We start from the raw sequence: 22,252 nt of genomic DNA on the forward strand, positions 1-22,252 counted from the left end.
GGAAATGCCTGCTTTCCGCAACAGTTGCCCGATTTGTAAAGTAGAGAATACAGCCGAAATACGTTCTTGGCCCTTTTCAGACAGAGAGTTGTGTTGTACCATAGGGATACGCACCTTTCTGTTTGGAATGGTAAGCTTCTCCAACTTCCATTTTACCAAACGAGAAAGGTGTTTTTCTGTCAAGAACGAGATTTTTCAAGAGAAAATCCTAGCCCTATCAAGGCTTAGTACAGATTTTCAAGGTGCGAAAGTTGAGTGTATAATGTTTCCTATCCAGGCAATAAGGCGGGTCAAGTGTTGATAATGGCAACGGTTGGTTTTGAGTCTGCAACTGTTAATGATAAACCTTATTTACTAGTAGATGTGCCTGAAAGTAAAACTGCAATTGGGGAAATTAATTTGGTTGCCCCCAAAACAACAGGGCTATACGAAGTAATAAGCTATAGCATAAATAGCCCCTTTGAAAAAATTGATGGTAAAAGTCTAGAGGATTTTCGCGCACAAGCGGCCCCAAGATTTACGCTTGAGGTTAAGGATTAGTTTATTGAATAATCCAATGATAACTACAGCCCGCGTCGCAAATTACAAAGCCAGCGGACTCACGATGTCCGCGTGGTGCACCGCTAATCACTTCACGATGCTGGGTGCCGCTCTCGGTTGCCGATCATGTCTCTGCTGTCTCTGCGTCTTCTCTTGTCGTTCGCATCGGCCTAGTGGACATGTCCGATTTATCCTCCGACGAAAGAGGGGGATAAATCGAGACATGTCGGATAAATCCGGATCTGTCGCTTATAGCTTGAACAGTCCGGAATCGCGAATTTCCCGGTACAATTTGCGAAATTGAGGGATATCGATCTGCTGATCGGCGTCGGACAGAGCAGTTGGCGGATTCGGATGCACCTCGACCATCACTCCGTCTGCCCCGGCTGCGAGAGCCGCTTTGGCACATGGCAGCAGGATATCCTTGCGGCCGGTTGCGTGGCTGACGTCGACCAATACGGGCAGGTGGCTTTCTTGTTTAATGATCGGCACCGCCGAAATGTCGAGCGTGTTCCGCGTCCACTTCTCATAGCTGCGGATACCGCGTTCGACGAGAATTACCTGCGTATTACCACGCGATACGACATATTCCGCCGCATGCAGCCACTCCTCCATCGTCGCGGCCAAACCGCGTTTGAGCAGCACGGGAACCTTTGATTCGCCCGCGGCTTTCAACAGCTCGAAGTTCTGCATGTTGCGGGCGCCGATTTGGATCACGTCCAAGTAATCCGCCGCAATTCCGATTGTTGCCGGATCGACGATCTCGCTAACGGCGAGCAATCCGAATTCGTCGGCGACCTCGCGCATGAGCTTGAGACCTTTCACCCCAAGCCCCTGGAAATCGTAGGGAGACGTTCTCGGCTTGAAGGCGCCGCCTCGAAGCATTGGCACGCCTTCCTCCTTCAAAGCGCGGCCCACCTCCCGCAGTTGCTCGCGGCTCTCGACCGAACAAGGGCCGGCCACCATAAGGGAGTGGTTCCCGCCGATTTGGACGCCTTTGATCTCGATAACCGTATCTTCCGCTTGTTTCTTCCGGCTGACCAGCAGCTGTTTCCGGTGGGATTGTCCCTGTAGCTCCATAGACACTTTGAAAATCTCCTTGAATATATGACGGATCGCAGCCGCGTCGAAAGGACCCGGATTTGCCGCCACCAGCACGTCGAGCATCTCCTTCTCCCTCGCCGGATCAAACTTCGGCACCCCTTGTCTTTCCTTTACCTCGCCCATTTCCTTCACCAACGCGGCACGATCGCTAATCAGCTTCAGCAATTGTCCGTTGACTTCGTCCACCATAGTACGCAACTGCTCCAAAGTCCGATGTCCCATTTCCCTCTTCCTCTCTTCGATATAAAATGCAAAAAGTCCCCGCCGCAAGGGACGGGGAACCGAGTGCACGGTGAATAGCCTCTGCGCTGTAGTCCAGATATCAGACGACGATGGAGGAGCGGCTGCATCCCAGTGATACAGTATTAAATTTTAAGTAACGCAGATACCGGTCAGAATGATGACCAGCAGAATAAAGAAGAACCAAAATAAACTGACGTCCAAATCCGGCAACTGCGGCCATTTGTATTCGCACCCTTCATGACAATGACCCTATTAAATTATGACGGTGGAGGAAAGAATGATAACCAACAGAATAAAGAGAACCAAGACAACACCGAAATGACGTCCAAATCCAAATCCTGCACATCCGCTCATTCGTTTTCACTCCTTTCCACTAAGTTCCTATATTATATTTTTTCATTTCGGAAATGCTTGGGTAAATGCTATATCTAAATGTCTAATTTTATGACCAAACATAGAAAACTCGATTTCAGCCTCAGATTCGCAATGCCGCCAGACAAGACTGTCATCTCAGCAGCGTCACCAATTTCTTGAATCATGCGCCTTGGAGTGCCAATCGCATGCAACACAGGCGGATGCAGTTCGCGCTGGATAAGATTCGGGCAAAGCGTAATACCCGCTGTGTTACAAACAATTGCACATTTCGCTGCGAATGGGTGGATATACAAGCAGTTGGCTTGTGCACCTCATATCATAACAGTACGGATATCAAAAAGGGGCTAGGGAGTGTGATGAGTCGTAGAATAGGCGCTTCTTAACCATCACCGAATATGTATTTCTTTTTATGAATGATCTAGATCACAGTAATGAGAAAGGTGGGCCATCATGAGCCGAAAAGGGATTTCCAAAGATGTGTTGAATACGGTAAAAAAAGCAACGGGTAAACAATTATCTGAACAAGCCGTAAAAAAAATAGCAAGCGGGGTAAATCAAAAAACGATACAGGATGAAGCAGAACTTCGAAAGTTGATTAACAAGGTTTCGAAACTGGTAAATATCCCGCTACGCAATGAAACCGCCAATGAAATTATTAAAGCCGTGAAAAATAACGGTAATATTGAGCAGCTTGAAAATATGATGAAAAAGATGATGAAAAAGTAGCACATATTCATCCACACAAAAAATTGACCATTTTCTATCGCTCAGAAGATGGTCAATTTTTTGACTTTTAGGTGATATTGCGGCTGTTTCGGCTGTTCCTGCGGACGGTTGTTGCTCCGTTTTATTTTCTCCATTCGATTTCACCCCGCGTATCTGAACTTATCGTGTCCAGATTGTTCCCCGGTGTTGGCTATCACTCCTCCTCATAAAACACTGCCTTCCATCCAGCCTTCCAGCAACCTGCCTCCGTGCGGTTCGAGTACACGGTCGATGAATGGAATAAGAAGTTCGACGGTTTCCTTTTTATAAAAAGAATCAAGAGCGTATAAAAATTCGTCGCATAACTGTTTATCGTATTCCGCAAGCGAACGTACCGCCCATTTGCCTATCCCGATCCATTGGCCGTTTGCCCGCAAAATAAACTTGGTGACCAGCTCGGTTAGTTGATTTACGACAAACAAGTTTTCATGATATAAGTGTGCATCGGACAAATCCTCCAGGCATTCCGTTATTTGATACCGAACCTGGTTCATTTCATCCCATGTCCATTCGCAGGGGCCTTGGGACAGCAGATCTCGCGCTTCCGACCGGATCCCTTCTGCAAATCCTGTATCTACAATCGTTTCTCCTTCTGCACACATGCGGAGTATCGAAGGTAGACCGCTTCTTCTGGCTTCATCAAAAAAAGAATGATAAACACTGCGTGTTACCACAAAGGCTTCAATGGTCCAGCCATACCCGGTGTAGTTTTGTTTGAAAGGGAACTGCGTATCGTCAAAAACGAGGATGTCCAGATCGGAGTTCGGGGTCAAGTTTCGATGCGCGGCGCTTCCTCCCAAAAACGCGACACATGCATTTGGAAAATGCTTTTTTATAAATAATCTGGCGGCTACTTTCGGGCTGTATTTCATCTAACCATCTCCCTCAATAAAATAATGTTTTCTCCGTTTTTCTCGCTATTTCACATGATTTCATCTTTGATGAAAAGTAAATATATGGGTTCTGCCTGGGCGTGATGAGCGAAGCCTTGCCTTCCCGGTCTTTAAAGACTTGCGTATATTCGGGAAAGAAGCGATCCTGTCAATTGTGGATTCTTCCTTTCACGCGGGAGCACGCGCAGATCGGCATAAACGCCTTCCGGCAGTTGCGGCCTCGTGTAGCGTTGCTTCAAGAAATGAATCAATGGAAACCAGTAGCGACAGGCAGGTTCGACGCCAAGAAGCACGGCCCATGCTCCTGCTTGAGGGATCCCGCCCATGCCAGCAGGTTTAGCAAGCCGTGTCGTCATTTTGAAACAAGCAGCGCTTACCGATTTGATACCCCGATACGTAAAGGCGCGGGCGACGTGCTTCTGCTTGGCAATGTCGATCCCGATGACAAGTGTAGTTCGGAAATGATTTTGCTTGTTTGATTCGTTAAACTTCATAGTGAGCGTTCTCCTCTTCATTAGGGCATTGAATGTGCCGCATTCCATGACCCAGCATACAGGAGGCGCATTTTAGTTTTGCAAACTGCATTTTAATTCATTACAGGAATAGCTCCTCTGATTACAGAATATGTAGGTGACCGAAGAGAGGTTAGTCATCATTCTGGTAATCCAACAACAATTTGATTCATGGCACGACGATGAGGCTGCGAATAAGCCGCTCAGCTCAAGAAACGGCCAAAAAAAAGGCCAGCCAGAACTGACTGGCTGACCTGATAACAACGAGCCAAAATGAACTTGACGATAGGCAGGTAAAGGGATACATGGAATACCAGCAGAATAAAGAGAACCAAAATAAAGGCGAATTGACGTCCGAATCCGGCAACTGCGGCCATTTGTATTCGTACCCTTCATGACAATGACCCTATTAAATTATGACGGTGGAAAGAATGATGACCAACAGAATAAAGAGAACCAAGACAACACCGAAATGACGTCCAAATCCAAATCCTGCAAATCCGCTCATTCGTTTTCACTCCTTTCCACTAAGTTCCTATTATTATATTCTTTTATTTCGGAAATGCTTGGGTGAAAACGATTTTTGGGCGTTCGATAATACTTGGTGGGGACAATCATAACCGGAAGTCTGGCGCTCCATTCTTTCACGAACGATTCGATCTCGGTCATATCCGATCTTTTGCTGTGTGCCAGGGTGGCGTCCGCGCCCGTTTGACGGTAAGCCTCCGCTCTTTTCAGCATTTCCTCCATTCCCCAACCCGCGATAAAAGCCTCCACTCCCGCCACGACCACAAAATCCTCATCTTTGTTGGTAAGCGTCAAATAGCCCACACCTTGTCATCAAGATGAGGGCTTAGATCAGCTGGATTAAGATTTAAATATGCGGCAAGTTAGCGGCATCGATGGCGACCACGGCAGCAGCCTGTCCAGCGCTTCTGGATCTTTCGTGGACATCGTGAGTCCGCTGGCTTTGTAATCCGCGACGCGGGCTGTGTCCATTCATGAAAACGTTGCTCTTTGGAGGTCATGAGGCAACCTCTTTAATTGGGGTGCCTTCATTTTCTCATGAATGTCTAGGGCGTTGAAGGTGTGCAGGGTTTGACGCTTACTGGGTGGATTTGTTTGGCGGTACTGGAAGCCTGACGCTTGCCCGGGAACCTAGCAAAGTCGAGGTATTCAATGATAAGGACGGCGATCTCATCAACTTCTATATGATGCTGCGATAGATTATCAGAACGCCGTAGCCAAGCTGGAGCATCACTCGTCCAAAAACGCAGGGAAGAGACGGAATATCTGTTCATGAACTACGTTCCTAAACGTTCTGAACAGCAGATTTCAATTCCGGTGTCCGTCCGTCGTTCACTCCCGCGGTCAATATCCGCGTCCGGTGCGGGACGGAGGAAGAGCATGCCATCCTTCGCCGGATTCACCACGCCAAATACGGCGCCGCGGGGCGGGGGGAGCTCACCCGCAAAGACTGGAATGAATACGCCTACGTGCTGGAGCTTGGGAAAATGGAATTGGTGGATGCCGTTTTTGAAAGGCTGATCGAGGGAGTGTTTGAAGATTTTCACTTCATAGGCAAACGCAAACACGGGGCAAACCCCTTCCCCATATACTTATTTATGCATGGACGAATGAAGGAGGAGACATGAATGGAGTATATGGACCTGCTCTCGCGGTTGGGAGTGGCTTCCTCCCATCCGGGGGGATTCAAGGCGACTCAAAAGCTTTTGGACAAAGCCCTGGAGCAAGGCGATTTGCGGATTCTGGAAGTGGGATGCGGTACGGGCAAAACGGCTTGTTATCTTGCGGGCCAAGGGTTCCGTGTAACTGCGCTTGACAGGCATCCGCTGATGCTTGAAAAGGCAAAGAAGCGGGCCGAAAAAGAAGGGATCACCGACATCGAATGGGTTCAGGGCGACGTGCAGGAACTCCCCTTCGACAACGAATCGTTTGACGTCGTTTATGCGGAATCCGTCACCATCTTTACCGATATACCCAAGTCGTTGGAAGAATATTATCGGGTTTTAAAACCGGGAGGCCGGCTGATTGATCGCGAGATAGTTCTTTATTCGGAAATCCCGGAGCCGTCCCGCCAAGAAATTATGGACTTTTTCAAATTCGACAAAATTCCGTCGGTGGATGAGTGGCTCGTTGATCTGCGCCAAGCCGGATTTCAATGCGAACGTCCCAAGCTCGATGAATTCCGGAGTCACGAACATTCCATCGATCCGAGCGAAATCCAGGAGCTGGATCTTACTGTGCTGTTCGACCCGGAAATCGGACTCGGAATTATGAAATATGCCGATTTGGTGCTGGCACAGGAGCCCTACTTCAGGGTCGGCGATTTTATCGCATGGAAGACCGGGTAATTTTGACAACATGAACAAACGTACAGACCTTACAGCCGCCCCCTCATATCATGGCAGAGTGATGAGAAATCACAATATTCATAAGGATGGAGGATGACAAACAATGAGTGCCGGAGTTGGCGGATTCGGTTTCGGCGGCGGTGCAGCGTTTGTATTGGTGCTGTTCATTCTTCTGGTGATCGTTCTGGCTGGCGGTATATTCATCTAATGGATAGCCAGCCCAGGGCTAATGTTATGTTATTGGCCGATCAGCGTTTGCTATTCGGCCATTTTTGTTTCGGTGGCGAAACGACGATCCGCGGCTTGTCCGCTGCACATACCCCTTGGTATGGTTTTTCCACGTTTAACCAACACATGCGTGAGTTGATCGACCATGGATATGGATCATCAAGGTGAACCTCGCATATCCCCTCATATGGACTGTTTAATCGATTGAAGGATAAAACGTTCTACCGTAAGATCAAAGGTTTGGCGGCTGATTACAAAAAGAGCCGAAGAAAGACGGGATAGGGGAGAACAAGCTTTTTCCCAACTGCAAAGACAAAAGCTTAGTGTCGGCCGGAAAATTAGATTTAGATAAGCATTTACCCAAGCATTTCCGAAATAAAAGAATATAATATAGGAGCTTAGTAGAAAGGAGTGAAAACGAATGAGCGGATTTGCAGGATTTGGATTTGGACGTCATTTCGGTTTTGTCTTGGTTCTCTTTATTCTGTTGGTCATCATTCTTTCCACCGTCATAATTTAATAGGGTCATTGTTATGAAGGGTACGAATACAAATGACCGCAGTTGCCGGAGTCAGTTCGCCTTTATTTTGGTTCCTCTTTATTCTGCTGGTCATCATTCTGACCGGTATCTGCGTTATTTAACGGATCGATTGCCGTCGACAAAGCCCAGCAAAAGCCAGGATTTTCGAACCTACGTTTGAATGACTAAACAGAAAGAGGACATCTGCCCTTGTAGAGAAATTTCTGGTTACCACACCAAAATTTCCGGATAAAAGAGATGTCCCGATTCCATGTATCCCTTTACCTGCCTATGTTGTTATCAGGTCAGCCAGTCAGTTCTGGCTGGCCTTTTTTTGGCCGTTTCTTGAGCTGAGCGGCTTATTCGCAGCCTCATCGTCGTGCCATGAATCAAATTGTTGTTGGATTACCAGAATGATGACTAACATTTCTTGAATCATGCGCCTTGGAAAAGGTCAATTGATTGATCAATCACTAAACATTGGGCGAACGGAGCTGATGAAAAATGAAAAAGGCGATCGTGGTGGGCGCAACGGGCGGAACCGGCGCGGTTGTTACCGAGGAACTGATCAGTCGCGGAGTGAAGACGATCGCATTCGGGCGTTCCCGCCAAAAGCTGGAACGGCTTGCGGCCCAGCTCGGCAATCCGGATCGATTGTCGCTAGCGGTCGGCGATGCTTTTCGATCTCGAGACATTGCAGCCGCATCGGAAGGGGCAGACGTTTTATTCCATTGCGCGAACGTGCCGTACAACGAGATGGCCGGCAAGCTGATCCCGCTAGGGGAGTCGGTCATGGAAGCCGCAGATCGGCGAAGTTTGAAGGTTGTCGCGGTAGACGGCATTTATCCGTACGGAAGAAGGCAGGCGGACAACGTGACCGAGGACCATCCCAAACAGCCGCATACGCAAAAAGGCAAGACCCGGCTGGCATTCGAGCGGATGCTGTTCAGCGACCGTTGGAGCGGTGTGCAGACGATGATCGTCCGGCTGCCGGATTATTACGGGCCGACCGCCAACCAGGCTTCTTACTTGGGATCGACGCTCGAGGCGATTGCGGTCGGTAAACCGGCGTTTTTTATCATCGGCAATATGCGTGTGCCCCGCGAATTTGTCTATCTGCCGGATGCGGCAAAGATGATCGTCGAACTGGCAGGCCGGGATGACGCTTACGGCCAAAATTGGCACATCCCGGGCGCAGGCGTCATTTCCGGCCGGGAGATCGTGCGAATTGCCCGGCAAGCAAGCGGCCATACAAAACCTGTCATACCGCTCGGGAGAATCGGCTTATCTTTGCTCGGCATCTTCGTGCCTGTCATGAAGGAGGTTGTCGAGATGCTGTACCTAACCGAGGAGCCGTTGATTTTGAGCGGAGAGAAATATGAGCGGCTGATCGGTCCGATACCGGCCACGAAGTTCGAGGAGGGGATTGCCGCAACGATTCGTTCATTGCAAAACCGCTCGTAAAGCCAAATGCATTCACAGCAATTGTAATTGATCAATCACTAATAACGCTGCCGACAAGCAATCTCCGGATTGCATCTCCGGATTGCTTGTCAGCAGCGCCCGATTCAGAGGATGCTCCCAACGCTCCCCCTCCGTCATCCTCCATGACGATGGAGGAGACAGCCCTATCCATTTCCTCATCGGCTGCCGATCGAGGCCGCTCCTCTCTCTGCCGTTATCGTCGCGTATGACCGCTGCATTTTATTTGCCGTATTCCAAAATATCGGCAAGGGCTCGAATAAGCGCCGCATTTTCCTCCCGATTTCCGACCGAAATGCGAAGATGGCGGGGCAGGTTCCAGATGCCTCCGTATCGCACGATGATTCCCCGGGCCAGGAGTGCTTCGTAGATGCGCTTCGCTTCAGCTCCGATTTCCACCAGCACAAAGTTTCCCATGCTTTCAGTATAAGACAGCCCCATCTTCTGAAAAGCGTGATAAAGCTGCCGTTTCCCTTCCTGGTTTGCTTCCAGCGTCAAACGTACGTGCTCCTCGTCTTGAAGGGCGGCTGTGGCCGCGATCTGAGCCAAAGCATTCACATTGAACGGTTCTTTCACTTTGACAATTTGTCGAATCAGGGCTTCGTGCGCCGTCCCGTATCCGACTCTCAGTCCGGCCAGTCCGTACAGCTTCGAAAAGGTCTGCAGCACGATAACCGGGTATCCTGCGCGGACGAATTCCAGTCCGTCCGTATAGTCGGATGCGGTTGCAAACTGGCTGTAAGCGGCATCCAGCAAAACGAGGACATGTTCGGGCAAAGCATCGAGCAGGCGATGCAAAGCGTCTCGCGACAGGTAGGTTCCGGTCGGGTTGTTCGGCGAACAGAGGCAGATCCATCGGGTGCGGGCGGTCACGGCTTCGACGATGGCCTCGCTAACGAACTGAAAGGATGGGTCAAGAGGAACCGAAACGACGGTTGCTCCCATCAGATGCGCGCCAAATTCATATTCGCTGAAGGAAGGCGAACATACGATCACTTCGTCGCCCGGTTCCAGAAACGTCTCGGCTATAAGGGTGATCAGCTCGTCGCCGCCGTTGCTGACGATGAATTGCTCCGGAGCCATCATATGCCGTGCGGCGAGCGCCTGCCGCAGGCGGACGGTGCCCGCATCCGGATAGCGGTGCAGATCGGATAACGAAAGCGCAATCGCCTCCAGCGCTTTGGGCGACGGGCCGAGCGGATTCTCGTTGGAAGCCAGTTTGACGACGTTCGACAGTCCCAACTCGTTCTGAAGCTCCCAGATCGGTTTGCCCGGCGAATAAGGCGCCAGGTTGCGCAGCGTACCCCGAACCGGAATATGGAATGAATGGTTCAAAATAGATCCCCCTTACTATGAAAAATGGGTTGCGGTATGAATATAAATCGTTTCATTCGAAAAGTAACCACCCATTTGACGACATTTTGGAGCAGGCCGATCGGACCGTCATTTTTATTGCAAATTCGTGAACATGGCTGGTTGCATATTCGCGCCGAGCGGTTGGTGACACCTCCATCGATCTCTTATACAGTGAAGTGGATTCGAACGCGAAAGGAAGTTGACAGGAGCTGAGTACGATGAATTTATCGAAAGCTTACAAGCGATTGGCGATGATTCTGATGCCGGCGCTGCTGCTCTTCACGACCGGTTGCACCCGCAACATCATTGTGTTGGACCCCAAAGGCCCGATAGCCGAGCAGCAGCGGGATTTGATGATGGTCTCCCTGGCATTGTGCAGCATCGTCATTGTTCCGGTTCTCATCATGACGGCGGTTATCGTCTGGCGTTACCGCGACCGGAAAGGGCGGAAAGCGGCTTATACGCCCGAATGGGAACACAGCACCAAGCTGGAAGCCATCTGGTGGGGGGTTCCGATCGCGGTGATCCTGACACTTGGCGTCATTACCGTACAAGCCACGTACACCCTGGAGCCGTCCCGGCCGCTGGAATCGGATCAAAAACCGCTCACCGTTCAGGTCACTTCCCTGAACTGGAAATGGTTGTTCCAATATCCGGAACAGGGCATTGCGACGGTGAACGAGCTGAAAATTCCGCAAGGAGTGCCGATCCGGTTTGAAATTACCGCCGATTCGCCGATGAACTCATTCTGGATTCCGCAGCTTGGCGGCCAAATGTATGCGATGTCCGGCATGGCGATGACGCTTTATTTGCAGGCCAATGAGCCGGGAACGTACTGGGGTTCCGGCGCCAACTTTACAGGGACGCATTTTGCCGACATGTATTTCGATGTGGAGGCCGTCTCGCAGGAGGAGTTCGACCGGTGGGCGGAGGAGATCCGAAGTTCATCCCCGGCCTTGACGCTGGAAGGGTATAAACGACTCGCGGAACCTTCCGTCTCGCAGAAGCAATCCTTTTCTTCCTTTCCCGAAGGGTTGTTTGAAATGTCCGTGACCAAATACGCGGCGTCTCACAACCATGGGTTGTCCTGGGAGGAAGCGAAGCGATTCGAGCTCGAAGAGACGGCGGCGGGCCAATAACAGCCAAGGGGGAGATGTTGATGTGGGACAAAGTGACAAGCTTTGCTTCCGAATTTTTTGTAACGGGCGATCCGTTAATTTACGGGGCGGACGTCGCCATTGTGTTGACATTGGTTACGATCGTCGCCGGACTGACATATTTCCGGAAATGGCGGTGGCTGTGGCGGGAATGGCTGACGACCGTCGATCATAAAAAAATCGGCATCATGTATATTTTATCGGCTTTTCTGATGCTGTTCCGCGGCGGCGTGGATGCGCTGCTCATGCGGGCGCAGCTTGCCGTGCCGGAATTCGATTTTCTCACGCCGGATCATTACAATCAGATTTTTACGACACATGGCGTCATTATGATTTTGTTTATGGCGATGCCGTTTATGTTCGGTTTGTTCAATGTGGTCGTTCCGCTGCAGATCGGGGCGCGCGATGTGGCGTATCCGTTCCTGAACGCGCTCAGCTTCTGGCTGTTTTTCTCCGGCGCGATGCTGTTTAACTTGAGTTTTGTCATCGGCGGTTCGCCGGACGCGGGCTGGCTTGCTTATCCGCCGTATTCGGAGCTGATGTACAATCCGGGCCCCGGGCAGGATTTCTATATTTGGGGTATCCAGATATCGGGGATCGGCAGTCTGATGACCGGGATCAACTTTATCGTCACCATACTGAAAATGCGGGCCCCGGGCATGACGCTGATGAAAATGCCGATGTTTCCATGGTCGGTGCTGTCGAGCTGCATCGCCATCATCTTCTCGTTTCCGATTTTGACGGCGACGCTTGCGCTTTTGTTTCTCGACCGTTACGCCGGCGCGCATTTCTTCACGCTGGACGGGGGCGGCAACCCGATGATGTATATCAACCTGATCTGGATGTGGGGACATCCCGAAGTGTATATTATCGTGCTGCCGGCATTCGGCATTTTCTCGGAAATCGTGGCGACCTTCGCGAAGAAGAAGCTGTTCGGCTACAACTCGATGGTGTACGCGATGATGATTATCAGTATTCTGTCGTTCCTCGTATGGGCGCATCATTTCTTTACGATGGGCTCGGGGGCCGACGTCAACGCCTTCTTCGCCCTGACGACGATGCTGATCGCCATTCCGACGGGCGTCAAGGTGTTCAACTGGCTGTTTACGATGTTCCGCGGCCGGATTACGTTCGAGACGCCGATGCTGTGGACGGTCGGGTTTATTCCCTGCTTCGTGATCGGCGGCCTGACGGGCGTGCTGCTGTCGGTTGCGCCGGCCGATTTTCAGTTTCATAACAGCTACTTTCTGATCGCGCATTTCCATCAGGTCATCATCGGCGGGGTCGTGTTCGGCTATTTCGCCGGCTTGTATTACTGGTGGCCCAAGCTGTTCGGCTTCATGCTGAACGAACGGATCGGCAAATGGGCGTTCTGGTTCTGGAACATCGGTTTCTACATCTGCTTTATGCCGCAATATGTTCTCGGTCTGATGGGGATGACCCGGCGGGTCGTCACATACGGCTGGGACAAGGGCTGGTGGGAAATGAATCTGGTTTCCACCATTGGCGCCGTATTGATGGGCATTGCCTTTTTGCTTCAAGTGTGGCAGATCGCGCATGGCGTGAAGCATCGGGAAGCCAATCTGGACACAACGGGAGATCCGTGGAACGGCAGAACGCTGGAATGGTCGATTCCGTCACCGGCTCCGCACTACAACTTCGCAGTGCTGCCGCAAGTGACGAGCCGGGACGATTGGTGGGAACGGAAGCGGCGCAAGGCGCAGGGCGGGCAGTCGGAGACGTCGAGAGCAAAGCTTGCGCCGATTCATATGCCGAAAAACTCCGGTATCCCGATTATGATGTCGGCTTGCTGGTTTGTCGCCGGCTTCGGATTCGTGTTCCATTGGACTGGGTTCATCGTTGCAGGTCTTGCCGGAGTGGCGATCAGTATGCTTGTCCATTCGTTCAACTACGATACCGACTATTACATTCCGGTTGACGAAATAGAGCGTACGGAAGCGGAAGCGCGGAAAGGCAAGGTGATGGCTTAATGGCACAATCTCATGCGGAACGTCACGACCACCCGGATCTGGAAGGCATGCGCACATTCGGCTTCTGGATTTACCTGATGACCGATGTGATGATATTCGGCACTTTTTTTGCCGCCTACATCGTTCTTCGCGGCAATACGAACGGCGGTCCGGGACCTGCCGAGTTATTCGAGCTGAGCGGCATCATCGCCAGCACGTTCATTCTGCTGACGAGCAGCTATACTTGCGGTCTGGCGCTGCTTGCGATGCATAAAGGCAATCTGCGGGCATTGATCGGTTGGCTCGGCATCACCGCTTTGCTGGGCGCGATATTTATCGGGCTGGAAGTCAGCGAATTCGCCCATATGGTCCGTGAAGGGGCAACGATGGGAACGAGCGCCTTTTTATCGGCTTTCTACACCTTGGTCGGCACGCACGGCTTGCATGTACTCATCGGGCTGGTATGGATGATGGTCGTGATGTTTCAATTGGCGAAGCGCGGCATAACGCCGGTAACGAAACGGAAAGTGAACGTCATCAGTTTGTTTTGGCATTTTCTCGATGTCGTCTGGATATTCGTCTTTACGGTCGTTTATTTGATGGGGGTGAGCTGAATGGCGCAACCGGATGGGAGGCATGTTTCGGAAGAAACGCATGGCACGTTTAAATCCTATACGATCGGTTATATCTGTTCCATCGTATTGACCGTCATTCCGATCGCTATCGTGCTGAACGGCTGGCTGGATGGAATGGCTAACGCCATTGTGTTGATGACAGCCGCCGTCCTGCAGTTGGCAGTGCAATTATTGTTTTTTATGCATTTGCGGGAAGAGAAGAAGCCGCGCTACAATCTGATTTCGCTTCTGCTCGGTTTGGTCATTGCAGTCGTGATCGTGGCCGGCTCGATGTGGATTATGACGTACAACATGGTGGCCTTATGAGCTTAACTTGGCGTTACCGGTACCGGGGAGACCGTTTTGGTGAAGAGGGAGGAGGGCAAAGACATATGAGAAAATGGGGAGTCGTAACAGCCGGAGACATGCACGTTATGCCACAAATGGAATTTGCGGTCGGTAGCGGGAAAAAGGAGGCGCGGGAACGATGAGGCAATTATATTTCTTGGCCGCGGCGTTGGTGGTGCTGCTTTTGTCCGCGTGCGGGCAGCAGAAGGATGACGCTTTCCTGCAGTCGAGCATCACAACGCCCGCTGATGAAGAAGCGGTCTCGTTGTACAAAAAGCAATGCATATCTTGCCATGCCGCCGATTTAAGCGGTCGGGTCGGACCGAATTTACAAAAGATAGGTTCCAGCTTATCCGAGGAACAACTGATTTCCATTCTCGAAGAGGGCTCAAAAGGAATGCCTGCCTATAAAAACAGATTGGAAAAGGAAGAAATCGAAGCTTTGGCCCAATGGTTGGCAAAACGGAAATAAGAAAGGTGGAATGGATATGAAAAAATCAGTTCTGGCCGGTCTATTGATTCTGGTTTTGTCCATGACAGCAGCATGCGGCAACAGCAAGCCGAATCAGTTTAGTTTACCGGTCGAACCTTTCACGTTCATCAACCAGGATGAAGAAGAAGTATCCTTGTCCGATCTAAAAGGTAAGGTCTGGGTGGCCGACTTTATCTTCACGTACTGCGAGACGGTATGTCCGACGATGACGGCCAATATGGCTGAATTGCAGAAGCGGTTGAAGGCGGCCGGGGTGGAGGCGGAGCTGATTTCCTTCTCGGTGGATCCCGAGCGTGACGACCCGGCGACGTTGAAAAGCTATTTGGAGAAATTCGACGCCGATTTCACCAATTGGAGTGCGTTAACCGGTTATGAGTTTGAAGAAATCAAAACGTTTGTACTGAAATCGTTTAAATCCCCGATCGCCAAAGACAACGCCTCCGATCAGGTCATTCACGGCACATCCTTCTATCTGGTCGATCAGACCGGAACGGCTGTCGCCAAGTATGACGGGATGGATAATACGCCGTACGAGAAAATCATCAAAGATATTAAAGCGTTGCAGCGATAGGAGGCGGGAGAGATGGACAGGTTGGCCCGTTCAAGGTGGACGAAATGGAGCCTGTTCGCGCTGGCAGTTGCCGCTATCGTATATGCGATTGTGCAAAGCTGGCCGCAGCACCGGGAGGACAGCAGCGTTGGAAGTATAGCGCCATCGTTTGAACTGCCCGATCTGCAAGGGGAAACGGTACGCTTGGCCGACTTTCGGGGGAAGGGCGTTCTGCTGAACTTTTGGGCTTCCTGGTGCGGCCCTTGCGTAAAGGAAATGCCGCTCTTGAATGAAGTTTACGCGCAATCCTCCGATGTTGCGATGATCGCTATCAACGTCGGAGAGTCCCCCGAACGGGCACGGCGGTTCGCGGAGGAATTAAACCTGAACTTTACCATTTTGCTGGATCAAGGCAGCGATATGAAGAAAAAATATCGGATCAATGGACTGCCGGTTACGCTTCTCATCGACGAGACCGGCCGGATTGTGGAACGAAGAACGGGGGAACTGCGCGGCGTTGATGATATCAAAGCCCTGCTGGACAAGCTTCGTCCGGATGCTTTGAATGGAAAATGATGGTATGTCAGGAGATTGGTTTATATGGAACATGTCACTGCATGGATCGCTTTTGGCGGAGGGATGTTGGCGTTCATTTCCCCGTGCACGCTGCCGCTATATCCCTCCTTTCTTTCGTATATTGCCGGCGTTTCCATAAGCGACCTTCAGTCGCGCGGCGCAAAGGGCGTCTCCGGAACGGTGCTCATACATTCAATATTATTTTTGGCCGGGTTCTCGTTGGTTTATTACCTGTTAGGCTTTTCGGCCAGCTTATTAGGGCATTGGTTTGAGCTTTATCGGGATTTGATCCGGATGCTCGGAGGCGTGTTTATTTTCTTGCTTGGCTGTTTCCTGCTGGGCCTTATCCGTCCTCGCTTCCTGATGCGGGAGCTACGTTTTACGCTTCCGATAAAAGGGATTCGTCCCAAGCTCGGCTCCGTCCTTGCCGGAATCGTTTTTGCGGCCGGCTGGACGCCCTGCATCGGGCCCATCTTCGGGGCGATTATGTATGCCAATATGATCAATCCGGCTCCGTGGCCTGCTTTTGTAAATATAACGGCTTATGCATTGGGGTTCGGCATACCGTTTATTGTAATGGGGTATTTTATAGGGAAAATAAAACGGGTGCTGAAATATTCCGAGCTCATGATGAGAATTGGCGGGGGAGTCATGATGGTGCTGGGGGTGTTATTGTACTTCGATCTGGTGAGCTGGCTCAATATATGGACTTCCTGGTAAGAAGCGCGCAATCAAAAGGTTGGAATGGAGCCTGATAAAAATTCGCGAATGCGGCATAACCCCTGACCCTTAATGATTGGGGGGCGACCCACCAAGAAACAACCGCCGAGGTTCACGCTCGGCGGTTGTTTCATTTTCAAGGCGGTTATGGCGATGAGCTTTCGCCGATCAGTGACCGCAGCGCTTCCGCAAACCGCGATATTCCGGGCTCGATCTCATCGGTTTTGGCTCTGGCGAATGTAAATCGGACGTAGCTCGCATCCGAGCCGTAGACGCTTCCCGGCACGAACACGATCCCTCTGCGGATCGCTTCGTCCAGCAGTTTGCCGTCATGAACATCCGGAAGCAGCTTGCACCACAGATGCAGCCCACCGCGGGGAATATCGTACCGGACCGAGTCCGGAAGCTCCCTTTGCAGCGCCTCGATCAGCAGATCCCGCTTGAATTGCAGCTGCATGCGCAATCGCTCCAGATGAGGTTCGAAATAAGACGATTTCAGAAATTGCGCGGCGACCTGCTGGGGGATGACGCTTAAGCCGAAATCCATCTGTTGTCTGGCATCCGCGAGACGCTCCACAATGGAACGCGGGGCGACCATCCAACCGATGCGCAGGCCGGACGCGGCGATTTTGGAAAACGAGCCGATATACAGGACGGAGCCGACCGTATCCAGCGATTTGAGCGGCGCGGGCGGCGTTCCTTCGTAAGCGGTCAAGCTGAAAGGATCGTCCTCCACGATCGGCAAAGCCAATTCGCTGGCCACCTGCAGCAACTGTTCGCGGCGCTCTTCGGCGAGCACGGTCCCCGTAGGATTCTGGTAATTCGGATTGAGAAACACCATTTTGATGCGATGTTTTTTGTACAAGGTGCGAATGTCGTCGGGACGGATGCCGTTCTGATCGACGGGAAGCCGGAACAGCCGAAGTCCGGCGGATTGAAACATCGGCAGCGAGTAGCAGTAGGAAGGATCCTCGATCGCGACGGCGTCTCCCGGCGACAGCAGGCATTGCGTAATCAAATACAGCGATTGCTGCGATCCGGACGTAATCAGAATGGACGATTCGCTCGTCCGAATGTTCCGGTAACGCTGCAAATAGTCAACCAGCGCTTGTCTGAGCGGAATGTACCCTTGCGGATTGTCGTAGCCCAAATAGGACGTATAGCGATGCTCGCTCATCAGGCTCGCGATTTCATCCATGGGCGCCAAATCCGCCGCCAGCTCGCCGCTTGCAAAATCGATCAGCGAAGGCTGCTGTGTCAACGCTTCCCGAATTTTGCGCATAAAAGGCGGATTGGGCAGAAAGCTGCCGCCTTCGGCATACCTTCTCCAATTGGGCGTATGCTTGGGCGTAGCTCCCCACTTGGTTGCACTGACGCGCGTGCCGCTGCCTGTCCGGCTCTCAATGATGCCAAACGAGCGCAGCTCGGCGAAAGCTTGAATGACGGTGCTTCGGTTTACGCCAAGCTGCTCCGCCAATTTGCGTTCCGACGGCAGCAGACTGCCCGGCGGAAACTCGCCGTATGAGATGCGCTGCTCCAGATAGTCGGCAATTTGCTCGTACAGCGGCTTGCTGCTTTGACGATCGGGCTTCCACAAGGTTTTCACCTTCTTCAACTTTGATAAAACGGCAGTGTGATTTTTATCATACCACTGATTATTCAAAATAAAGCGGTCGATTTTAACTTAACCTTGACAGATATTTTTCGATTTGTTGAACATGGATGGTCCGGAACCTGAATAAATGGATGGGCGCAAATGATCCGGCATTGGATGGTTATTTTCGACGCTTTTTCTTTTATCATAGTGGTTAAGTCGGAATTCAACGGGGAGTGAGTTCGATTTATGGCAACCACAAATGACGAAAAAGTATCCAAAATCGAGATTATCAAGCGGCAGAGCCGACACCTGCGAGGCACGATCAAGGAAGCGCTGCAGGACGGTGAACCGAAATTTTCCGAGGACAATATTCAGGTGCTCAAGTTTCATGGCGTCTATCAGCAGGATGACCGGGATTTGCGGGCCAAGCTGAAGAAAGAGGGGAAGGAGCGGCATTACAGCATGATGATCCGCGCCCGCATTCCGGGCGGCGTACTGTCTCCGGAACAATATCTTGTCTTCGACCGGCTGGCGGACGAATATACGGATTACAAAAATATGCGGATTACGACCCGCCAAACGTTGCAGCTTCACGGTATTCTGAAGGGCGATCTGAAGACGACGATCAAGACGCTGAACGAAGCGCTGGTGACGACGCTCGGGGCATGCGGCGATTCCGGGCGCAATACGATTTGCTGCGCGGAACCGGGAGACGAGCCGTTCCGCGAGGAAATGCGCCACGATGTGCTGGCGCTTGCGGACCGGCTCAGCGCGAAGACCAATGCGTATCATGAAATCTGGTTGGACGGTGAGCCCGTTGAGCTGGCGGAAGGCGAAACGGAAGAACCGCTGTACGGGGAAACGTATCTGCCGCGCAAGTTCAAGGTGGCGGTCGTGCCGGAAGGGGACAACTGTCTGGACGTATATGACAACGATATCGGCCTGGTGGCGCATATTCGGGACGGCCATATCGAGGGATATACGGTGCTGGTCGGCGGCGGTATGGGGCGAATGGCGCTGGATCAGGACACCTATCCGCGGCTGGCCAGTCCGCTTTGCTATGTCGCCCGGGACGAGGCGGTCGGGACGATTCTGGATGCTTGCGTGGCGATCGTCACGATCGAACGGGATTTCGGCGATCGCTCGAACCGCCGTTTTGCCCGCATGAAATATTTGATCGACAAGCGGGGGCTGGACTGGTTCCGGGAAGAAGTCGAGTCGCGCCTCGGCCGGAAGCTGGAACCGCCGAGACAGCTGGTGTGGACGAACGGCAGCGACCATCTCGGCTGGCATCGCGAACGCGACGGCGTCAGTTATTTGGGGTTGTTCGTCCCATACGGCCGCATCAAAGATACCGAGACGATGAAGTTGAAATCGGCGCTCCGCGATATGATGCTTACGTTTCGGCCGACGGTGCGCTTTACTTCGCAGCAAAATGTCATTCTGAGCGGCATCGCGGACGAGCAGCGGCCCGCCGTCGAAGAGCTGCTGCGCGCCTGCGGGGTGCCGCTTCCGGACGAGTTGACCAAAGTGCGGCAAAATATGATGGCTTGCGTATCGCTGCCTACTTGCGGACTTGCGCTTGCCGAGTCGGAGCGGGCGCTGCCGGAGCTGGTCCCGCAATTCGAGCGATTGTTTGAAGAGCTGGGACTGTCCGATGAGGACATCACCATTCGGATGACCGGCTGTTCGAACGGCTGCGCGCGCCCGTACAATGCCAATATCGCTTTTATCGGCCGCGCGCCGGGCAAATATGACATTTTCTTGGGAGGCAGCGCGCTCGGCACGGCTTTAAACGAGCGGTATCGGGAAACGGTGCCGTTCGAGCAATTGGTGTCTGCGGTTCGGCCGGTGCTGGAATCTTACGTTCGGGATCGGGAACCCGGCGAAGATTTCGGAACGTACTGGCGGCGAGCGGGAGCGGGTGAGCACCGTGGCTAAAGGACTGGCAGGGAAACGGATCGCCATTGCCGGCTCCCGCAAAATCCGGGAGCTCAGCGAAATTATCGAACGGCAGGGCGGCGAGGCGGTCGTTCGTCCGCAGCAAGGTCTGCTTGTGCTGCAAGAGCGGGAAGTGGAACGGGACCTCCTTCACCTGCTCGAAAGCGGAACGGATTGGGCAATCTTTACGACCGGAACCGGACTTGGAGCCTTATTGGAGCAAGCGGAACGAATCGGGGTTCGGGATCGGCTGTTGGACATTGTGCGGCGCTCCAAAGTTGCCGCGAGAGGCTATAAAACCGTTGCTTTGCTGAAGCAGCACGGTATTCGGCCGCTTATTGTGGATGAAGACGGCACGACGAAAGGGCTGATCCGGGCGCTTACGGCCTACGAATACGCCGGGCAGGGCGTGGCGATTCAGCTCCATGGCGAGCCGATGCCCGAGCTTGTTTCCTTTTTTGAAAGTCGAGGCGCTGTCGTTCGAGCCATTCTGCCGTATCGGCATGTGGCTCCCGATCCGGAGATGTCGCGCCTGCTTTGCCGGGAAATTGCGGAAGGAGCTGTGGACGCGGTTTGTTTTACGACCGCTGTGCAGGTACGTTACTTTTTCCAATATTCCAAAAGCAACGGCCATTATTTGGAGGTCCATGAAAGCTTCCGCCATCGGGTGCTTGCGGCGGCGGTGGGCAAAGTGACGGCTGAAGCGTTGAGGGAAGAGGGGGTCAAACGGATACTGGTCCCGGAGAACGAACGTATGGGCGCCATGATCGTGGAGCTGGCCCATTATTATCAGAATGCGTCGACACAGAGAGGGATGGTGGAATGAAAGAGCGTCATGTTCGGGTTGCCGTTGTACAGTCCGCGCCCATTTTGTTCGATAAACAATCGGCCCTGGATAAAATCGCAAGCATGTCCAGAGAGGCCGCCGGACAAGGGGCGCAGCTGATCGTTTTCCCCGAAGTATTCCTGCCCGGATATCCGCGGGGACTTAGCTTCGGCACGCGTGTCGGCAGCCGTACGGCCGAAGGAAGAAAGGATTGGCAGCGCTACTGGGAAAGCGCGATCGAAGTCCCGGGAGCCGAAACCGACATGTTGGGCGAACTGGCCAAAGAGCTGGAGGTTTATTTGGTCATCGGCGTTGTCGAGCGGGATCGGGAGTTCAGCACCGGCACCTTGTATAACACCATGATCTATATAGGACCCGACGGAGTTTTGCTCGGCAAGCACCGCAAGCTGGTGCCTACCGGCTCCGAACGTCTGCTGTGGGGGCAGGGGGACGGCAGCACGCTGACCGTCGTCGATACCCCGTTCGGCAGAATAGGCGGCTTGATCTGCTGGGAAAATTATATGCCGCTGGCCCGAACGGCGATGTACGCGCAAAGCATCGATATCTACATCGCGCCTACGGCGGACGCCCGCGATACGTGGCAGGCTACGATCCGCCATATCGCTTGCGAGGGCCGCTGTTTTGTTCTTTCCTGCAATCAGTTTGCCGACAAGGCGACCTATCCCGCCGATTTGGCTTATTATGCGGATATCGAGAACGATGACGACATTTTAAGCCGGGGCGGCAGCGCCATTGTCGGACCGCTCGGCGAATATGTCGCAGAGCCTCTGTTTAATCAGGAAGGGATACTGCTGGCGACGCTCGATCTTTCCCAAGTCGTGCAAAGCCGGTTCGATTTCGATGTTGTCGGGCATTACAGCCGCCCGGATATTTTTCAACTCGTCGTGAACGATCGAAAGCAGGAAATTGTAACCAAAAAAGTTCGATAATCGCCGGTGATCTGGCTGCAGCGAACGGCTCTTTCAGAACGGCTTCCGACAAGATAGGTCAATGAACGGGGGACAAACGCATAGACAGCTTTAGCCTCGTCGAACACCATGAGCTGT

The 22,252-nt window shown here is 52.3% G+C and carries 23 protein-coding genes and 1 pseudogene; 16 read left to right on the forward strand and 8 right to left on the reverse strand.

Annotated features, from left to right (window positions below; all coding sequences use genetic code 11):
* The first annotated feature begins 255 nt into the window (after positions 1-255).
* A complete protein-coding gene (locus ABEV74_RS01305) occupies positions 256-540 on the forward strand; it encodes a hypothetical protein (RefSeq protein WP_430142912.1) in 285 nt (94 codons plus the stop codon).
* A 249-nt stretch (positions 541-789) separates the two neighbouring features.
* On the opposite strand, the gene ABEV74_RS01310 is transcribed toward ABEV74_RS01305, so the two are convergent.
* On the reverse strand, positions 790-1,866 hold the full coding sequence (locus tag ABEV74_RS01310; protein ID WP_027092400.1) for a bifunctional 3-deoxy-7-phosphoheptulonate synthase/chorismate mutase: 1,077 nt from the start codon (positions 1,864-1,866) through the stop codon (positions 790-792).
* A gap of 846 nt (positions 1,867-2,712) precedes the next feature.
* Between ABEV74_RS01310 and ABEV74_RS01315 the strand changes: the two genes are divergently transcribed.
* On the forward strand, positions 2,713-2,988 hold the full coding sequence (locus ABEV74_RS01315) for a stage VI sporulation protein F (protein ID WP_062493587.1): 276 nt from the start codon (positions 2,713-2,715) through the stop codon (positions 2,986-2,988).
* A 203-nt stretch (positions 2,989-3,191) separates the two neighbouring features.
* On the opposite strand, the gene ABEV74_RS01320 is transcribed toward ABEV74_RS01315, so the two are convergent.
* The 5 genes and pseudogenes from ABEV74_RS01320 to ABEV74_RS01335 form a co-directional block, all read right to left on the reverse strand.
* Entirely contained in the window at positions 3,192-3,899 is a 708-nt protein-coding gene (locus ABEV74_RS01320; RefSeq protein ID WP_430142914.1) for a nucleotidyltransferase domain-containing protein, read from the reverse strand.
* Between the two features lie 85 nt (positions 3,900-3,984).
* Positions 3,985-4,414: pseudogene (locus ABEV74_RS01325) on the reverse strand (IS110 family transposase); the annotation flags it as partial.
* 221 nt (positions 4,415-4,635) lie between these two features.
* Positions 4,636-4,809 carry a sporulation protein YjcZ gene (gene yjcZ / locus ABEV74_RS23240; protein WP_488168576.1) on the reverse strand — a complete coding sequence of 58 codons (174 nt, stop codon included), beginning with the start codon at positions 4,807-4,809 and terminating at the stop codon, positions 4,636-4,638.
* Positions 4,810-4,936: 127 nt separating this feature from the next.
* A complete protein-coding gene (locus ABEV74_RS01330) occupies positions 4,937-5,254 on the reverse strand; it encodes an isocitrate lyase/phosphoenolpyruvate mutase family protein (RefSeq protein WP_430142915.1) in 318 nt (105 codons plus the stop codon).
* A gap of 482 nt (positions 5,255-5,736) precedes the next feature.
* Positions 5,737-6,027: a hypothetical protein gene (locus ABEV74_RS01335; protein ID WP_430142916.1), complete on the reverse strand. Its 291-nt coding sequence runs from the start codon at positions 6,025-6,027 to the stop codon at positions 5,737-5,739.
* Positions 6,028-6,087: 60 nt separating this feature from the next.
* Between ABEV74_RS01335 and ABEV74_RS01340 the strand changes: the two genes are divergently transcribed.
* The 3 genes from ABEV74_RS01340 (at position 6,088) to ABEV74_RS01350 (ending at position 9,019) form a co-directional block, all read left to right on the forward strand.
* Positions 6,088-6,807: a class I SAM-dependent methyltransferase gene (locus ABEV74_RS01340; protein ID WP_430142917.1), complete on the forward strand. Its 720-nt coding sequence runs from the start codon at positions 6,088-6,090 to the stop codon at positions 6,805-6,807.
* Positions 6,808-6,910: 103 nt separating this feature from the next.
* Positions 6,911-7,015, forward strand: a complete 105-nt coding sequence (locus ABEV74_RS01345; protein WP_430142919.1) for a sporulation protein YjcZ — start codon at positions 6,911-6,913, stop codon at positions 7,013-7,015.
* Between the two features lie 1,044 nt (positions 7,016-8,059).
* Positions 8,060-9,019, forward strand: coding sequence for an SDR family NAD(P)-dependent oxidoreductase (locus ABEV74_RS01350; protein WP_430142921.1), 960 nt, complete (start codon positions 8,060-8,062; stop codon positions 9,017-9,019).
* Positions 9,020-9,259: 240 nt separating this feature from the next.
* On the opposite strand, the gene hisC is transcribed toward ABEV74_RS01350, so the two are convergent.
* Positions 9,260-10,372, reverse strand: coding sequence for a histidinol-phosphate transaminase (gene hisC, locus ABEV74_RS01355; protein WP_430142923.1), 1,113 nt, complete (start codon positions 10,370-10,372; stop codon positions 9,260-9,262).
* 239 nt (positions 10,373-10,611) lie between these two features.
* Here hisC and cyoA point away from each other — a divergent pair, with 239 nt between their 5' ends.
* The 8 genes from cyoA to ABEV74_RS01395 all read left to right on the forward strand — a co-directional run bounded on the left by cyoA (position 10,612) and on the right by ABEV74_RS01395 (position 16,821).
* Positions 10,612-11,532 carry a ubiquinol oxidase subunit II gene (gene cyoA, locus ABEV74_RS01360; protein WP_430142925.1) on the forward strand — a complete coding sequence of 307 codons (921 nt, stop codon included), beginning with the start codon at positions 10,612-10,614 and terminating at the stop codon, positions 11,530-11,532.
* A 20-nt stretch (positions 11,533-11,552) separates the two neighbouring features.
* The gene (locus tag ABEV74_RS01365; RefSeq protein ID WP_430142927.1) at positions 11,553-13,541 is read left to right on the forward strand and encodes a cbb3-type cytochrome c oxidase subunit I; all 1,989 of its coding nucleotides are present in this window, start codon (positions 11,553-11,555) and stop codon (positions 13,539-13,541) included.
* Positions 13,541-14,134 carry a cytochrome o ubiquinol oxidase subunit III gene (gene cyoC / locus ABEV74_RS01370; protein ID WP_430142929.1) on the forward strand — a complete coding sequence of 198 codons (594 nt, stop codon included), beginning with the start codon at positions 13,541-13,543 and terminating at the stop codon, positions 14,132-14,134. Before ABEV74_RS01365 ends, cyoC begins: the two co-directional genes overlap by 1 nt.
* Positions 14,135-14,461: a cytochrome o ubiquinol oxidase subunit IV gene (gene cyoD / locus ABEV74_RS01375; protein WP_430142931.1), complete on the forward strand. Its 327-nt coding sequence runs from the start codon at positions 14,135-14,137 to the stop codon at positions 14,459-14,461.
* A 160-nt stretch (positions 14,462-14,621) separates the two neighbouring features.
* On the forward strand, positions 14,622-14,954 hold the full coding sequence (locus ABEV74_RS01380) for a c-type cytochrome (RefSeq protein WP_430142933.1): 333 nt from the start codon (positions 14,622-14,624) through the stop codon (positions 14,952-14,954).
* 16 nt (positions 14,955-14,970) lie between these two features.
* On the forward strand, positions 14,971-15,546 hold the full coding sequence (locus ABEV74_RS01385; protein WP_430142935.1) for an SCO family protein: 576 nt from the start codon (positions 14,971-14,973) through the stop codon (positions 15,544-15,546).
* A gap of 12 nt (positions 15,547-15,558) precedes the next feature.
* Positions 15,559-16,101, forward strand: coding sequence for a TlpA family protein disulfide reductase (locus tag ABEV74_RS01390; RefSeq protein WP_430142937.1), 543 nt, complete (start codon positions 15,559-15,561; stop codon positions 16,099-16,101).
* A gap of 24 nt (positions 16,102-16,125) precedes the next feature.
* Positions 16,126-16,821, forward strand: a complete 696-nt coding sequence (locus tag ABEV74_RS01395) for a cytochrome c biogenesis CcdA family protein (protein WP_430142960.1) — start codon at positions 16,126-16,128, stop codon at positions 16,819-16,821.
* Positions 16,822-16,966: 145 nt separating this feature from the next.
* On the opposite strand, the gene pdxR is transcribed toward ABEV74_RS01395, so the two are convergent.
* Positions 16,967-18,418: a MocR-like pyridoxine biosynthesis transcription factor PdxR gene (gene pdxR / locus ABEV74_RS01400; protein WP_062493526.1), complete on the reverse strand. Its 1,452-nt coding sequence runs from the start codon at positions 18,416-18,418 to the stop codon at positions 16,967-16,969.
* A gap of 246 nt (positions 18,419-18,664) precedes the next feature.
* Between pdxR and ABEV74_RS01405 the strand changes: the two genes are divergently transcribed.
* The 3 genes from ABEV74_RS01405 to ABEV74_RS01415 are packed head-to-tail and all read left to right on the forward strand — an operon-like array spanning position 18,665 to position 22,135.
* Complete coding sequence (locus tag ABEV74_RS01405) at positions 18,665-20,359, forward strand: NADPH-dependent assimilatory sulfite reductase hemoprotein subunit (protein ID WP_430142939.1); 1,695 nt, start codon at positions 18,665-18,667, stop codon at positions 20,357-20,359.
* Positions 20,352-21,185: a uroporphyrinogen-III synthase gene (locus ABEV74_RS01410; RefSeq protein ID WP_430142941.1), complete on the forward strand. Its 834-nt coding sequence runs from the start codon at positions 20,352-20,354 to the stop codon at positions 21,183-21,185. The genes ABEV74_RS01405 and ABEV74_RS01410 overlap by 8 nt, the downstream gene beginning before the upstream one ends.
* The gene (locus tag ABEV74_RS01415) at positions 21,182-22,135 is read left to right on the forward strand and encodes a carbon-nitrogen hydrolase family protein (RefSeq protein WP_430142942.1); all 954 of its coding nucleotides are present in this window, start codon (positions 21,182-21,184) and stop codon (positions 22,133-22,135) included. The genes ABEV74_RS01410 and ABEV74_RS01415 overlap by 4 nt, the downstream gene beginning before the upstream one ends.
* The last annotated feature ends 117 nt before the right edge of the window (positions 22,136-22,252 follow it).

Source organism: Paenibacillus cisolokensis, from assembly GCF_050481165.1.
Lineage (GTDB): Bacteria > Bacillota > Bacilli > Paenibacillales > Paenibacillaceae > Paenibacillus_AH > Paenibacillus_AH cisolokensis.